Genomic DNA, 13,892 nt, shown 5'->3' with positions numbered 1-13,892 from the left:
CCCCTCCCGGTCACTTTACGATGTCGGTCCAGAGCTCGGACACGTCCGGCTCCGGATTGGTCTGGGCGAACTCGGCCGCGTCCTGCACGACGGCGCGCACGTCGGCGTCGATCTTTTTCAGATCGTCCTCGCTGACCGCCCCGCTGGCGAGCAGGCGATTGCGCACCTGCTCGATCGGGTCGTGCTCGTTGCGCATCTTCTGGACTTCTTCCTTCGACCGATACTTGGCCGGATCGGACATCGAATGGCCGCGGTAGCGGTAGGTCTGCATCTCGAGGATGTAGGGGCCTTCGCCGGAGCGGGCATGGGCGAGCGCGCGCAGGGCCGCCTCGCGCACCGCGCGGACGTCCATGCCGTCGACCTGCTCGCCGGGGATGTTGAAGGAGGCGCCACGCTTGGAGAAGTCGGCCTGCGCCGAGGCGCGCGACACCGCCGTGCCCATGGCGTAGCGGTTGTTCTCGATCACGTAGACCACGGGGAGCCGCCAGAGCTCCGCCATGTTGAAGCTCTCGTAGACCTGGCCCTGGTTGGCCGCGCCGTCGCCGAAGTAGGTCACCGAGACCTTGCCGTTCTTGCGATAGCGGTTGGCGAAGGCGAGGCCGGTGCCGAGCGAGACCTGGGCGCCGACGATGCCGTGGCCGCCGAAGAACTGCTTCTCGATGGAGAACATGTGCATCGAGCCGCCCTTGCCCTTGGAGTAGCCTCCACGGCGGCCCGTGAGTTCGGCCATCACGCCGTTGGCTTCCATGCCGCAGGCGAGCATGTGGCCGTGGTCGCGATAGCCGGTGATGACCTGATCACCCTCCTCCATGGCCAGCTGCATGCCGACCACGACGGCTTCCTGACCGATATAGAGATGGCAGAAGCCGCCGATCAGGCCCATGCCGTACATCTGGCCCGCCTTCTCCTCGAAGCGGCGGATCAGGAGCATCATGCGGTAGGCGTCCAGTTCCTGCTCGTTGGTGAGCGGCGCCGGTCCGGACTCGTTTTGGGCCTTGATTTTTGTGGCCTTGGCTGCTGCCATGCGTTCCTCCCGTGGGAAACGGGTTGCGACGTTATGTCCGGTGCGGAGCATAGTCGGAACGCGACGGCGATCAAGCGGCCGCCCATTTCGGATTATCGCATAGTAACGTGCTGAATTTCCGAATGAAAGATGCGATGAACCGGACCTCGGTTCAACGCACGGCATGAACTGTTTTTCAGTTCTTCACGACCGGCTTGCGTCCGCCGGCGAACACCACGACCTCGTTGGCATTGGCAAAACCGAGGATTTCGCGCGCGCGTTCGTCGAGCATGTCGCTCTCCAGGCTCGAGGCCCGGAGCAGCGCGACCCGGCGCTCGATCGTGGCGCGTTCCTTGTGGATCGCGTCGAGTTCAGCGGCGAGCCGCGTCGCCTCCCGGTCGAGCTGGCGGCGCGCCTCGATCCCGAACGAGCCGTGCCAGCCGTGCCAGGCGAAATATCCGGAGAAGGCGACCGCGACGAGGGGCACGATGAGTGGCCGGAGATAGGATTTGCGGTGCTGACGCGTGGACATGGAACCGAAGCAACTCGACTGAACCAGAACGCCGCCGGAGGAGCTGCCCGGCGAGGATGCTCCGCCCGGACGCTGGCACCCGGGAGGGCCACGCTGCGATGAAGCGTGACGATTTCCATTACGCCGGCATATGGTTAAGGATCACTTGCCATCGGCGGGCAGCCGGCAGGAAATGGCTCCGCGGCGCTGTTTCCCCGCCACTTTCGGCGGAGGCGCCCTGCCCCGACGCCAGTCCGGACATCTGCCGGGCGCGCGCTCAGCCAACCGCCGCCAGCCGCTCGCAGGCCTCCGCCAAGGCGCGTGCCGCGACCGCGTCCGTCGCCGCGGCCGAAGGCTGCTTCGGCCGGCCGCGGTGCCAGTTCGTGCCGGTCGTCTCGAGCAGATCGGCACGGCTGATCAGCGCGGCGATCTCCGCCGCCACCGCCTCCGGCCGGCGCATGAACGGTCGCCAGACGATCGACATGAAGCGATAGAAGCCGCGGAAGTGCCGGGCAAAGGCCGTGCGCGTCATACCCGGCTCGATCGCATGCACGGCGATGCCCGCATCGCGATAGAGCCCGGCGAAGTGATGCACGAGCTGCAGCACCGCGAGCTTCTGGGTCCAATAGGCCCGGTTCGGATCGAAGTCGCGCGCCGACTGCAGGTCGTCGAGCCGAACCGCGCCCCAGGCCTCGACCAGCGAGCCGGTGACGAGCACGAGCGGCGCGCTCGAGCGACGGAGCGACGGAAGGCTGTCGCGCACCAGCACGTAAGCCGCGAGCACATTGACCGCGAAGCCGAGCTCCAGCCCCTCGGGCGTGCGCTCGCGCCGCCACGGCTGCACGCCGGCATTGCAGAACAGCACGTCGACGGCGCCACCCTCGGCGACCAGACGCGCGGCGAGCCGCGCCACTTCGCGCGGCCGGGAAAGATCGCAGCCGACCACCGCCGCGCCCGCCTTGGCCAAGGGCGCCAGCCGCGTCTCCGTGCCCGGACGACACACCAGCGTCAACCTGTGCCCGTCGGCCGCGAGCCGTTCGGCCGTGGCGCGGCCGATCCCCGACGCCGCCCCGGTGATCACCACATGCCGACGCGCGACGAGCCCCGTCCTCGCCCCGACCGGTTCCGCAACGCCCTGCCCGTCGACCGCCTGCCCCATACCAGCTCCCGCACGCCGAACGTCATACCGGTACGATAACCCGAGGTTTGCGACGGTAGCGCATCGGCCGCGGCATTTCCGCCCGTCCCGCGGCGCTGGACTGGCGCGTGCGGCCATGGTGACGCCACGTTCGTTGTGGTATCGTTCTCCTTCACAGAGGATCGCGCGGGATGCGCGCCTCGTCCCGGATCGGCCGCCGATGCGCCGATCGCGACCGTTGCGATGACGGCCCGAAGGCCAAGCATCGGGGCCCGCAGGGCGGGTCCCAGTCAGGGACACCCGGGCGGAACGCCAAGGGCGCCCCCACCGTTGAGCCGGGACATGTTCGCGGCGTCTCGAACCGCGGCTCCCATTTTCTCGACACCCAGCGTCGGTGCGGCTGTTCCGTCCGCACGACGCGCGACGAAAGCTCCCAGATGCCCTTTTCCGAAGACCGCTCGGCCGAGCGGTCCCGCTTCATGCCCTCCCCGGCGCTCGGTGCCGTCGCCCTCGCCGCCTCGTTCGGCGCCGGCGCGCTGATCAACGACGCGGCCGCGCGCCGTGCGGAGCGTGCCCATCCACCGACCGGCCGCATGATCCACGTCCAGGGCGTGCGCCTGCACGTGTTCGACAGCGGCCGCCGCTCGGTCGATCGGCCGGTGATCCTGCTCCTGCACGGCAACGGCGCCTGCTTCGCCGACTGGCAGGCAAGCGGTCTCATCGATCGGCTCGCCGCCACCCACCGCGTGATCGCGCCCGACCGGCCGGGCTTCGGCCACTCCGCGCGGCCGCATAACGTCGAGTGGACGCCGGAGGCCGAGGCCGACCTGTTCGCGGCGCTGCTCGAAGGCCTCGGTGTCGAGCGCGCGATCGTCGTCGGCCATTCCTGGGCGGCGCTGATTGCCGCCGCCTTCGGACTGCGCCACCCCGCGCAGGCGAGCAAGATCGTGCTCGCTTCCGGCTACTACTTCCCGACCGCGCGCGCCGATCTCGCCTTCTTCTCGGCCCCGGCGCTGCCGGTGGTCGGCGACATGCTGCGCCATACGGTGTCGCCGCTGGTCGCCCGCGCCATCGCCAAGCGGATTGTGCGCACGATCTTTGCGCCGCGGCCGGTGCCGGAGCGCTTCTGGCGGCTGTTCCCGCTCGAGATGTGCTTCCGGCCGTCGCAGATCCGCGCCAGCGCCGAGGAGAGCGCGATGATGGTGCCGGCCGCCCGCCGGCTGGCGGCGCATTACGGCGAGATCGGCGTCCCGGTCGAGATCGTCACCGGCGACGACGACCGGGTCTGCGATCCGGATCGTCAGTCCGCCGAGCTCGCCCGCGCGATCCCGCGCAGCCGGCTCGAGGTCCTGCCCGACGTCGGCCACATGATCCACTATGCGCCGGAGGCCCAGACGCGGCTCGCCGAGGTGATCATGCGCTGAGCGGCGGCGAGAAGACGGGCGCGATCAGGCGGTTCGCTCGCGCGGCAGCGCCGCGAGCCGCGAACCGGCCACGACGCGGTTGCGCCCGTCCCGCTTGGCCCGATAGAGCGCGCTGTCGGAGGCCGCGAGCAGGGTTTCGATCGTCGCGAAGGCATGGTTGGGAGAGGCGGTGGCGGTGCCGACGCTGACCGTGACCCGACCGCCGGGCGCGGTCGGGTGACTGATACCGGCCGCCTCCACCGTGGCCCGGATCACCTCGGCGATCTGGGCCGCCTGCGCCTCGTCGGTGTCGGGCAACAGGACCGCGAACTCCTCGCCGCCATAGCGGGCGACCAGATCGTCGGCGCGCGGTACCGCCGACGCCAGCGCCTGCGCGATGCCGCGCAGGGCCACGTCGCCCGCGGCATGACCGAGGTGGTCGTTGAGCGCCTTGAAGCGGTCGACGTCGACGAGCAGCACCGACAGACAGGTCTGCCGGCGCCGGCAGCGCCGCCACTCGGCCTCCATCGCCTCGTCGAAGCGGCGGCGATTGGCGATGCCGGTCAGCGCGTCGCTGGTGGCGAGATCGGCGAGCTGCGCTTCCAGTGCCTTCTGAACCGACACGTCGCGGGTGACGCCGACGAAGCCGGCCGTCGTGCCGCTGCTGCTGTCGGCCATGACCCTGAGCGTGGTCTCGACCCAGATGAACCCTTTGGTCCTGTGGCGATTGCGATAGCTCATGGTCCTGACGCTCACCGCCCCGCGGAGCAGCGCGGCGATATCGCGGCGGACCCGATCGAGGTCGTCGGGATGGACGCCGGCCAGAGCCGAGGTGCCGACCAGTCGCTCGGCCTCCCAGCCGAGCACGTGGCCGGCCGAGGGCGACACATAGGTCAGCGTCCCGTCGGCCGCGATCCGCACGACCAGATCGCCGACCCCTTCCGTGATCAGGCGGAACTCGGCATCGCGCGCAGCGAGCCGGGCCGCCAGGCCCTGCCGGCGATGGACGCCGATCAGCATCACGATACCGCTGGCGCCGAACAGGAGCGCCATGGCGATCGACACGGCGAGCCGGTGCGTGGCGCCGTCGCGCCATTCGGCGAGGACGTCATCGAGCGATTTTGCCGCGATGACCATGACGGGAAAGCGTTGGCTACGGTTGAACGCCACCACGCGCTCGAGCCCGTCCCAGCGCGAGCGCATCCGGTAGGTGCCCTGCCGGAACGACCGATCGAGCGCCGGCTCGGACGCGACGACCGGCGAGATGTCGGCGCCGATCGCCCCCCCGAGCTCCGGATATCGGACCAGCGTCCAGGTGTCGTTCAGATAGAGCCCGATGACGCCGCGCTCGCCGATGCCGAAGCCGGCGTAGAAATCGCGGAAATAGGCCACCTCGATGCTCGCCAGCACGACCCCGCCGAAACCGCCGTCCTGCGCCCGAAACCGCTTCGACAGCGGAATCACCCACCGACCGTCGATCTTGCTACGCACCGGCCGACCGATCAGCAGCTCGTGGTCGTCATGGTCGCGATGATGGGTGAAATAATCGCGGCTCGCCTCGTTGAAGGCCGGGTCCGTCACACCCTCGCTGTTGGCGACCCATTCGCCATGGGGGCCGTAGATGAACAACCCCTTGATGCGTGGGATCGTGGCCTTGCGGATGCGCATGAACTCGGTGAGCCGCGCGATCGTGCGCGGGGCGGCGCCCTCGTTCTCGACCCGGAAGATGAGGCCGTTCAGGACCGAATGCGCGATCTCGATCGTGTCCTCGGCCTGCTGGCTGAGGCTGCGCGCGAGATTGGACATCTCGGCCTCGGCATTGCGGATCTCGCCGTCGCGCGCGACATACTCGCGCCAGACCGAAAAGCCGACCGCCGACGCACAGGCGAGCACGACGAACAGACAGGCCGCCATGAGCCTGAACTTCCGTCCCGCCCGGATCGACAACACCGACATCGACACCGCGTGCTCTCGCCCCACGAAATCCGACGCGATCGCCGGATCGGCCACGACCCGTCGCGCATTGACGCTTCGGAACATGTCGAAAGTATTAATACCCCAACGGAATAGGTCGTCACTTTCCTCGGATCAGCCCCGCGAAGGGAACCGCGTTCTGATCGGAGCGCCCAAAAGAGGACGGCGCCCCCCACTATCCGACCGAAGACCGCGCGCCGCTCGATCCCGGTCCTCCGCCGAGGCATCAGGGTGACGGGGCGCTTGACCCTTCCTGACGCTGACCTTATGGTCCGCCGCACTTCGCGACCGAGGCCCGAGGGCATCGCGCGGACGTCCCCGCGGAGAGACCCGCCGAGATGCGCCCGAGGCCCCGCGCCGCCGGGCGTCTTGCCGCTGAGGGACGATGGGCCGGTAGCTCAGCGGTAGAGCACGTGACTTTTAATCATGTGGTCGCGGGTTCGATCCCCGCCCGGCTCACCAATATTTCCGTGCCGTGGCTCGAACGTCGCGTATCGCCGCATGCGCCTTCGACATCCTAGGCACATTACGAGCGCCCGCGATCCCAGCCGAGCGCCGCGATTCGTGGATCCGCGGCGAAGGCGTCGCGCGGAAACTCGATCGCCTGCTTCGGGAACTCGCAGAGAGCCTGAACACCCGACGCGCTGAGGCGCATGCGCCAGGTCTGTCGCTCGATCGGTGCGGGGCGCGCGAAGGCGCGGCAGACGAGGATCGCCAGATTGGCCCCGCCGCCGGGATCGCGCACCGACCGGTAGCGGATGACATCGACGTCGGCGCCGCGGGCTTCGTCGGCGAGCGCCTGACAGGCGCTGTAATCGGTCGGATCGGTCCAGAGCACCTCGTCGCTGCAGAGCGGCTCGGCCGTCAGGTCGAGAAGCCGATCGGTCGCGAGCGCGGCGGAAAAGGCCGTGTACTCGCCGGCGTCCGACGGCCAGGGCGTCTCGGGCGATTCGGCGAAGAACAGCAGCCGGTAGAACGCCATCTCCGCCACGGCGGTTCGCGGTGCCTCGGCCGCGTAATAGACGCCGAGCGTGCGCCCTGCCCGCCGGAACCGCGAGCCGACCGGATAGGGAGCCCCATAGCGAAACGGCGTCGCGAGCAGGAAGTCGAGATACCGGCACTCCGGCGGAACGACCGGCTTGGTCGCCTCGATCAGCTCCTCCAGCAACACCTGCTCGGCGATCGTATCGGTCAGCTTCAGCGTCGAAACCCGATGCTGCGCCTCCACCAGCCGCCAGCACAGGCCGTCGATCCGGCGCAGCTCAGACGAGAGCGCGGCGCGCGTCCAGATAAGCGATGACATCGACGAGCCCGCTCACGGTCTGCAGCTTCTCGATCGGTCGCGCATCGAGCGCGAGGTTGGGGCTCGTGAGCCAGCGCGCGGCGACCTTCTCGTCGCCGCCGGTGATCGCATCGAGCGACCGGAACAGCCGCACGAGCAACACCGCGAGCTCGAACGGCTTGGTGCCCGGCTCGAGCGCGAACTCGCCGCGCTTCATGCGCGACACCGTCGCCTCGCTGACGCCGATTACGACGGCGAGCACACGAGCGGTCACCGCCAGCCGCTCCGCCGCCCGGAGCACGGCCTTGGTGACCACCGCTCCGGCCTGCACCGGGGCAACGGCGGATGGAAGAGCTGTCTGCAAGGCGGACATCGGCACACCTCTCTTTCTGAAGAAAATATGGCACAAGAGACTTCCGAAGGAAAGAGAAATGCCCGCAATCGCCTCGCCGCGCCCAGCGCTCGCCGCCCCTGCACGGCGGCGGTCGGGGGCGGCCGGCACCCCGCAAAACTGCAAAGGCACCGCCCGAGGCGCAGCAACACCGGGAACGGCCGAGCATCCCACCCACCTGACCGAACCTTGACGGTGCATTAACGTAATTCATTAACCAATCTGGAACACAGTCGACACGTCCGGAAACACGGATTCCGAGGCTCAAGCCTTGGACACATCGCGGAAATCCGTCGCGGACGGAACTGCAGGCCGGAAGGTGGACGTTTGAGCACGGTAACGAACCCGCGGGCAACCCCGGTCCGGATCGCGATCCGCGCCTTTGCGCGGGCGCTCGTGCCGACGCTCGTGTTCTCGTTCTTCATCAATCTCTCGGCGCTCGCCGGCTCGATCTATTCCATGCAGGTCTACGACCGCGTGCTGTCGAGCCGCAACGAGATGACGCTTCTGTTCCTGACGCTGGTGCTCGCCGGCGTCTATGTCGCCTATGCGGCGCTCGAATTCGCCCGTTCGCGCGTGCTCGTCCGCGCCGGCAACCGCTTCGACGAGATCCTCGCCGCCGACACCTTCGACGCGGCGCTGCGCGCGACCCTGCTCCAGCGCAACACCACGCCGGCGATGGCGCTGCGCGACATGAACACCGTGCGCGAATTCTGGACCGGCGCCGGCTTCATCACGCTCTGCGACGCGCCCTGGTTCCCGATCTTCCTGTTCCTGTGCTTCCTGCTGCACCCGCTGATGGGCCTCGTCGCGCTGATCGGTGCGGCGATCCTGATCGCGCTGACGTTCGCGACCGAGTTCGCCGTGCGCGAGCCGCTGACCGAGTCCGGCAAGGCCGGCAACGAGAACAGCAACTTCGTCAACGCCACCTTCCGCAACGCCGAAGTCATTCTGGCGCTCGGCATGCAGCGCGACCTGCGTCGCCGCTGGCTGGAGCGCCACGAGGAGATGATCGGCTGGCAGAGCCGCGCCTCCGACCGCGCCGGCATCATCATCGCGACCGGCAAGTTCGTGCGCCTGTTCCTGCAGTCGGCGATCATGGCGGTCGGCGCCTGGCTCGCCATCGAGCGCGAGATCTCGCCCGGTGCCATGATGGCCGCCTCGATCATGGTCGGCCGCGCGCTCGCCCCGGTCGAGGGCGCGGTCTCGCAATGGAAGGGCTTCAAGACCGCGCGCGAATCGCTCGCCCGGCTGAACAACCTGTTCGATCGCCTGCCCGCCGAGCCCGAGCGCATGACGCTGCCGGAGCCGCGCGGCGCCATCGCGGTCGAGAGCCTGGTCGCCGGCGCGCCCGGCTCGCGCGCGATGATCCTGAAGAACGTCTCCTTCAGCCTCGGCGAGGGCGAGACCTTGGCGATCGTCGGCCCGAGCGCGGCCGGCAAGTCGACGCTCGCGCGCATCCTGGTCGGCGTCTGGCCGACCGCCGGCGGCGCGGTGCGGCTCGACGGCTCGGAACTCAGGCACTGGGATCCTGTCCAGCTCGGCAGCCACATCGGCTACCTGCCACAGGACGTCGAGCTCTTCGCCGGCACGATCGCCGAGAACATCGCCCGCTTCGGCGAGGTCGACGAGAAGGCGGTGATCGAGGCCGCCCAGCTCGCCGGCGTGCACGGCATGATCCAGCAGCTCCCCGAGGGCTACAACACCCAGATCGGCGAAGGCGGCGCGGTGCTCTCCGGCGGTCAGCGCCAACGCGTCGGCCTCGCCCGCGCGGTCTATGGCGACCCGGCGATGATCGTGCTCGACGAGCCGAATTCGAACCTCGACGGTGCCGGCGAGGAGGCGCTCGCCGAGGCGCTGAAGCGGCTCGCGACGCGCGGCAAGACCGTCATCGTGGTGAGCCACAAGGTCAACCTGCTCGGCCTGGTCGACAAGATCCTGGTGCTCGAACAGGGCTTCGTGCGCATGTTCGGCCCGCGCGACAAGGTTCTGACCCAGGTCATGGGTGCGCCGCGTGCCGTCCAGGGCGGCCCGCCGCAGCCCGGCTTCCAGCCGGTCGGCATGGCCCAGCCGATGCAGCCCGGCATGATGCCGCAAGGCGCCGGCCCCGCCGGCGCCATTCCGAACGGCGGCATGCAGCCGGCGCCGGTGATGGTCGTCAATGCCGCCCCCGCCGCCGTCACCCCCCAGGGAACCGCCATCGGCCGCGTGCCGGTGGTCAAGATGCCCGCGTCGGAAGTCGCCGGCTTCCGCCGCGCCGAGAGAGGCTGAGTCATGGCTCAGATGCCCGCCCCCGCGCTCGCATCCGGTTCTGTAACGTCGGCCGCCCCGACAGGCGGGGCGCCCGCGCAGAAGATCGGCAGCGCGATCTCGACCGTCCGCGCCGCCGCCTCCGACCTCGTGCCGAAGCGGCCGACCAACGTCGAGGGCGCGGCGAGCTTCGGCTATGCGGTGATCGGCGCCGTGTTCCTGTTCTTCTTCACCTGGAGCTATTTCGCCGATCTGTCGAGCGCGGTGATCGCGAGCGGCGTGGTCGCGCCGGAATCGAACCGAAAGACGATCCAGCATCTCGAGGGCGGCATCGTCGAGGAGATCCTGGTCCGCGAGGCCGACCGCGTCGTGCCCGGCCAGCCGCTGGTGCGCATGCTGCCGGTGCAGGCCCGCGCCAACGCCGACATCCTCGGCAAGCAGTTCGACAGCCTGCTGGCGCTCGAGGCCCGCCACCGCGCCGAGATGGATCGCGCCGAGGCGATCGCCTTCCCCGAGGATCTGCTCGCCCGCGCGCGCGAAAACCCCGAGACGGCGGCGGTGCTCAACGATCAGCGCAACCAGTTCCGCGAACGCCGCGCCTCGTTCATGAACCAGCTCGCGATCCTCGAAGCGCGCATCCAGCAGACCGACAGCGAGATCTCCGGCTTCCAGTCGCAGGAAGCCGCCGTCAACCGACAGCTGATGAGCCTGACCGAGGAGATCGCCAAGATCCGATCGATCGCCGAGAAGGGCCTGTTCCCGATGAACCGGCTCAACCAGCTGAGCCGCGATCGCGACGTCTACGAGGGCAAGCTCGGCGAGGTCCAGTCGGCGATCGCCCGCGCCCGCAAGACCATCGGCGAGACCAATCTGCAGATCGATCTCGCCGACCAGAAGCTTCAGGAAGAGGCCGCCCAGGGTCTGCGCGACGTGCGCATCCAGATCGGCGACATGGCCGAGAAGCTGCGCGTCGCCCGCGACGTGCTCTCGCGCATCGAGCTCAAGGCGCCGATCGCCGGCGTCGTGCAGAACATTCGCGTCCATACCGTCGGCGGCGTGCTGAAGCCCGGCGAGGCGGTGATGGACCTCGTGCCGATCGACGACGATCTGGTCGTCACCGTGCGGGTGTCGCCCTTCGACGTCAGCCACCTTCATACCGGCCTCGAGGCCGAGGTGCGCTTCCCGACCTTCAAGTCACGGCAGACGCCGGTGATCTTCGGCCGGGTCGAGGCGATCTCGGCCGACTCGATGGTCGACGAGCGCAATCCGCAGGGCAGCTTCTATCAGGCGCGCGTGCGGGTCGACCCGGCCAAGCTACCGGAGGAGTTGCGCGGCAAGCTGACCCCCGGCATGCCCGCCGACGTCATCGTGGCGACCGAGAGCCGGACCGTGCTGCAGTACCTGGTGAAGCCGTTCTACGACTCGATCCACAAGAGCTTCCGCGAGTATTGATCGCCGCCGTTCACGGCCGGGTCGCCGAACCGCCCGGCCGTACTCGACGAGATCTGGCGCGCCGCGGCTACACATCTGCGCGAGCCTTGGCGCCGGAAGAACTGCCCTGCGCGAAACCGCCTTTCCCGCGCCGTCGTGATCGTGCGAGGAAACACCGCCGTTTCCGGCCCGCGTCCGGACAGATGAAGCACGACGGCATCCAATCGCCGGGAGAATACGCCGTGACCGACGCCGCCGCGCCCAGTTCCTCGTCCGCCACGCCCGCCGCGACCCCCATCGCCGCCCCCGCCGTGCGCCGGACCGAGTTCGACATCCTGCTGTTCATCAGCCTGTCGCATGGCCTCAACGACCTGATCCAGTCGCTGATCCCGTCGATCTACCCGATCCTGAAGCAGGACTATGCGCTCGACTTCGGCCAGATCGGCATGATCACGCTGGCCTTCTACCTGACCGCCTCGATCCTGCAGCCGGTCGTCGGCTTCTGGACCGACAAGCACCCGCAGCCGTTCTCGCTGGCGATCGGCATGACCATGTCGCTCTGCGGCCTGCTCCTGCTGTCGATCGCCTCGACCTATCCGATGATCCTGCTCGCCGTGTCGCTGGTCGGCACCGGCTCGGCGGTGTTCCATCCGGAATCCTCGCGAGTCGCCCGCATGGCCTCCGGCGGCCGGCACGGGCTCGCGCAATCGCTGTTCCAGGTCGGCGGCAACGCCGGCACCGCGCTCGGGCCGATCCTGGCGGCCTACATCGTGCTCGCCAACGGCCAGAAGAGCGTCGCCTGGTTCTCGGTGGTCGCTCTCGCCGGCATCATGATCCTGTCGCGCGTCGGCTTCTGGTATCGCGCCAAGCGCCGCGCCAGCGCCGGCGCGGCCAAGGTCGCCGCCAAGGTCGCCGCCCTGCCCCGCCCGGTGGTCGTCCGCTCGATCGCCATTCTCGCCGTGCTGATCTTCTCGAAGTTCTTCTATACGGCCTCGATGGCGAGCTATTACACCTTCTACCTGATCGACACGTTCAAGGTGTCGGTGAAGGACGCGCAGCTCTATCTGTTCGTCTATCTGGCCGCGATGGCGGTCGGCACCTTCCTCGGCGGCCCGATCGGCGACCGGTTCGGCCGCAAGTTCGTGATCTGGCTGTCGATCCTCGGCGTGCTGCCCTTCACGCTCGCCCTGCCCCACGCCAACCTGTTCTGGACCGTCGCGCTGACCATCCCGATCGGCCTGATCCTGGCCTCGGCCTTCTCGGCGATCGTCGTCTACGCGCAGGATCTGGTGCCCGGCAAGGTCGGCATGATCGCCGGCCTGTTCTTCGGCTTCGCCTTCGGCATGGGCGGCCTCGGCGCGGCGATCCTCGGCGAGATCGCCGACCGGACCTCGATCGGCTTCGTCTACAACCTCTGCGCCTTCCTGCCGGCGCTCGGGCTCCTGACCTGGTTCCTGCCGAATGTCGGAAAGCTGCGCCACGGCTGAACCGCGAAGCCGCCCGGTCGACGCGAACCGAGGCCGCCGCGCGGGCCCGTTGATGCGACCGGCGACCAACCACGAGCAGGACACACTGGTATTTAGCCACACAGGTCGTTGAAAACGTTGGATCTGGTGGGCGGTGAGGGACTCGAACCCCCGACATCCTCGGTGTAAACGAGGCGCTCTACCAACTGAGCTAACCGCCCGTCCAAGGTCCGGCAAACGGCGCACGGAGACGGCAAACGAAAAGCGCCGGACCATCGGGGCCCTTATGGCAGTCCCGAGAACCCGGCGCAATGGTCTCGCCGCCGTCAGCCCGCCACCGTCAGCCTGCCGGCTTCAGTCTGGCCGGTTTTGGTCTGGCCGGGATCGCTGCACGCGAACCGGGAAAGCGGCACGCCGGCTCGAAATGCGGCAGCCGGTCCCGGAAAGCGGCACGAGGGCCGATCGGCCCTCGTGCAGTTCATTCGCCCGGGGCATCGTCGCAGCGTCCATGTCGCAAGACCGGAGCGCGCTTCCCCGCGGACGACAGGATCCCCGTCCGCCTCAGGCGTTGACGGCGTCCTTGAGGCCCTTGCCGGCCCGGAACTTGGCGGCCTTCTGGGCCGGGATCTTGATGGTCTCGCCGGTGCGCGGATTGCGGCCCTCGGAAGCGGCGCGGGTGGCGACCACGAAATTGCCGAAGCCGGCGATCTTCACCTCGTCGCCGCCCTTGAGCGCGCTGGTGATCGCCTCGAAGGTCGCATCGACGGCTTCGCCAGCCGCGGCCTTGGTCAGGCCGGTCTTGGAGGCGACCTCGGCAATCAGGTCGTTCTTGTTCATCGCGGAGTTCCTTCCTTCGTTGCAACTCGTGGAGCGATCCGGATCGGCTCCGATCCGCCATCGCTCCCTTGTCCTTGTCACCGCAAGTCGTTCGACCGGCGCGGATCGCGCCGATCGGACTTGCGCCCGCGCCGGGATCCGCGCCGCAACGGCTGGGTCCCGACGGCCGGTCCGGACGGTCGAGCAGACCGTGCAGCCCCGGACTT

At 68.8% G+C, this 13,892-nt stretch carries 11 protein-coding genes and 2 tRNA genes; 5 read left to right on the top strand and 8 right to left on the bottom strand.

Translation table 11 applies throughout. The features are described 5' to 3' along the window. Window positions 1–10: 10 nt before the first annotated feature. From pdhA to ABS361_06980, 3 genes are all read right to left on the bottom strand, one after another. Window positions 11–1,024: a pyruvate dehydrogenase (acetyl-transferring) E1 component subunit alpha gene (pdhA, locus tag ABS361_06990; protein ID XBY45976.1), complete on the bottom strand. Its 1,014-nt coding sequence runs from the start codon at window positions 1,022–1,024 to the stop codon at window positions 11–13. 175 nt (window positions 1,025–1,199) lie between these two features. Continuing rightward, window positions 1,200–1,535: a septum formation initiator family protein gene (locus ABS361_06985; protein XBY45975.1), complete on the bottom strand. Its 336-nt coding sequence runs from the start codon at window positions 1,533–1,535 to the stop codon at window positions 1,200–1,202. Between the two features lie 256 nt (window positions 1,536–1,791). Further along, window positions 1,792–2,673 carry an SDR family oxidoreductase gene (locus ABS361_06980; GenBank protein ID XBY45974.1) on the bottom strand — a complete coding sequence of 294 codons (882 nt, stop codon included), beginning with the start codon at window positions 2,671–2,673 and terminating at the stop codon, window positions 1,792–1,794. A gap of 416 nt (window positions 2,674–3,089) precedes the next feature. Here ABS361_06980 and ABS361_06975 point away from each other — a divergent pair, with 416 nt between their 5' ends. Beyond that, on the top strand, window positions 3,090–4,076 hold the full coding sequence (locus ABS361_06975; GenBank protein ID XBY45973.1) for an alpha/beta hydrolase: 987 nt from the start codon (window positions 3,090–3,092) through the stop codon (window positions 4,074–4,076). 24 nt (window positions 4,077–4,100) lie between these two features. On the opposite strand, the gene ABS361_06970 is transcribed toward ABS361_06975, so the two are convergent. After that, window positions 4,101–5,969: a diguanylate cyclase gene (locus ABS361_06970; GenBank protein XBY45972.1), complete on the bottom strand. Its 1,869-nt coding sequence runs from the start codon at window positions 5,967–5,969 to the stop codon at window positions 4,101–4,103. Window positions 5,970–6,416: 447 nt separating this feature from the next. Between ABS361_06970 and ABS361_06965 the strand changes: the two genes are divergently transcribed. Beyond that, a tRNA-Lys gene (locus tag ABS361_06965) sits at window positions 6,417–6,491 on the top strand. Window positions 6,492–6,555: 64 nt separating this feature from the next. On the opposite strand, the gene ABS361_06960 is transcribed toward ABS361_06965, so the two are convergent. Both ABS361_06960 and ABS361_06955 read right to left on the bottom strand, forming a co-directional pair. Beyond that, the gene (locus ABS361_06960; protein XBY45971.1) at window positions 6,556–7,332 is read right to left on the bottom strand and encodes an RES family NAD+ phosphorylase; all 777 of its coding nucleotides are present in this window, start codon (window positions 7,330–7,332) and stop codon (window positions 6,556–6,558) included. Further along, the gene (locus ABS361_06955; GenBank protein XBY45970.1) at window positions 7,292–7,684 is read right to left on the bottom strand and encodes an MbcA/ParS/Xre antitoxin family protein; all 393 of its coding nucleotides are present in this window, start codon (window positions 7,682–7,684) and stop codon (window positions 7,292–7,294) included. Before ABS361_06955 ends, ABS361_06960 begins: the two co-directional genes overlap by 41 nt. Before the next feature lie 345 nt (window positions 7,685–8,029). Here ABS361_06955 and ABS361_06950 point away from each other — a divergent pair, with 345 nt between their 5' ends. The 3 genes from ABS361_06950 to ABS361_06940 all read left to right on the top strand — a co-directional run bounded on the left by ABS361_06950 (window position 8,030) and on the right by ABS361_06940 (window position 12,870). Beyond that, complete coding sequence (locus tag ABS361_06950; GenBank protein ID XBY45969.1) at window positions 8,030–9,973, top strand: type I secretion system permease/ATPase; 1,944 nt, start codon at window positions 8,030–8,032, stop codon at window positions 9,971–9,973. 3 nt (window positions 9,974–9,976) lie between these two features. Next, complete coding sequence (locus ABS361_06945) at window positions 9,977–11,404, top strand: HlyD family type I secretion periplasmic adaptor subunit (GenBank protein ID XBY45968.1); 1,428 nt, start codon at window positions 9,977–9,979, stop codon at window positions 11,402–11,404. Between the two features lie 275 nt (window positions 11,405–11,679). After that, entirely contained in the window at window positions 11,680–12,870 is a 1,191-nt protein-coding gene (locus ABS361_06940; GenBank protein XBY46839.1) for an MFS transporter, read from the top strand. Window positions 12,871–12,994: 124 nt separating this feature from the next. Here the strand turns inward: ABS361_06940 and ABS361_06935 are convergent. Continuing rightward, window positions 12,995–13,070, bottom strand: a tRNA-Val gene (locus ABS361_06935). 340 nt (window positions 13,071–13,410) lie between these two features. Then, complete coding sequence (locus ABS361_06930; protein ID XBY45967.1) at window positions 13,411–13,686, bottom strand: HU family DNA-binding protein; 276 nt, start codon at window positions 13,684–13,686, stop codon at window positions 13,411–13,413. Between the last annotated feature and the right edge of the window lie 206 nt (window positions 13,687–13,892).

The sequence above is a fragment of the Ancalomicrobiaceae bacterium S20 genome, assembly GCA_040269895.1.
In the GTDB taxonomy this organism is placed as follows: domain Bacteria; phylum Pseudomonadota; class Alphaproteobacteria; order Rhizobiales; family Ancalomicrobiaceae; genus Methyloraptor; species Methyloraptor flagellatus.
This window is presented reverse-complemented; position numbering and strand designations above follow the sequence as displayed.

What these genes read in the sequence shown, in the direction of transcription:
- pdhA (XBY45976.1), bottom strand. Translation starts at nt 1,024, where the DNA reads ATGGCAGCAGCCAAGGCCACAAAAATCAAGGCCCAAAACGAGTCCGGA.
- ABS361_06985 (XBY45975.1), bottom strand. Translation starts at nt 1,535, where the DNA reads ATGTCCACGCGTCAGCACCGCAAATCCTATCTCCGGCCACTCATCGTG.
- ABS361_06980 (XBY45974.1), bottom strand. Translation starts at nt 2,673, where the DNA reads ATGGGGCAGGCGGTCGACGGGCAGGGCGTTGCGGAACCGGTCGGGGCG.
- ABS361_06975 (XBY45973.1), top strand. Translation starts at nt 3,090, where the DNA reads ATGCCCTTTTCCGAAGACCGCTCGGCCGAGCGGTCCCGCTTCATGCCC.
- ABS361_06970 (XBY45972.1), bottom strand. Translation starts at nt 5,969, where the DNA reads ATGGCGGCCTGTCTGTTCGTCGTGCTCGCCTGTGCGTCGGCGGTCGGC.
- ABS361_06960 (XBY45971.1), bottom strand. Translation starts at nt 7,332, where the DNA reads ATGTCATCGCTTATCTGGACGCGCGCCGCGCTCTCGTCTGAGCTGCGC.
- ABS361_06955 (XBY45970.1), bottom strand. Translation starts at nt 7,684, where the DNA reads ATGTCCGCCTTGCAGACAGCTCTTCCATCCGCCGTTGCCCCGGTGCAG.
- ABS361_06945 (XBY45968.1), top strand. Translation starts at nt 9,977, where the DNA reads ATGGCTCAGATGCCCGCCCCCGCGCTCGCATCCGGTTCTGTAACGTCG.
- ABS361_06930 (XBY45967.1), bottom strand. Translation starts at nt 13,686, where the DNA reads ATGAACAAGAACGACCTGATTGCCGAGGTCGCCTCCAAGACCGGCCTG.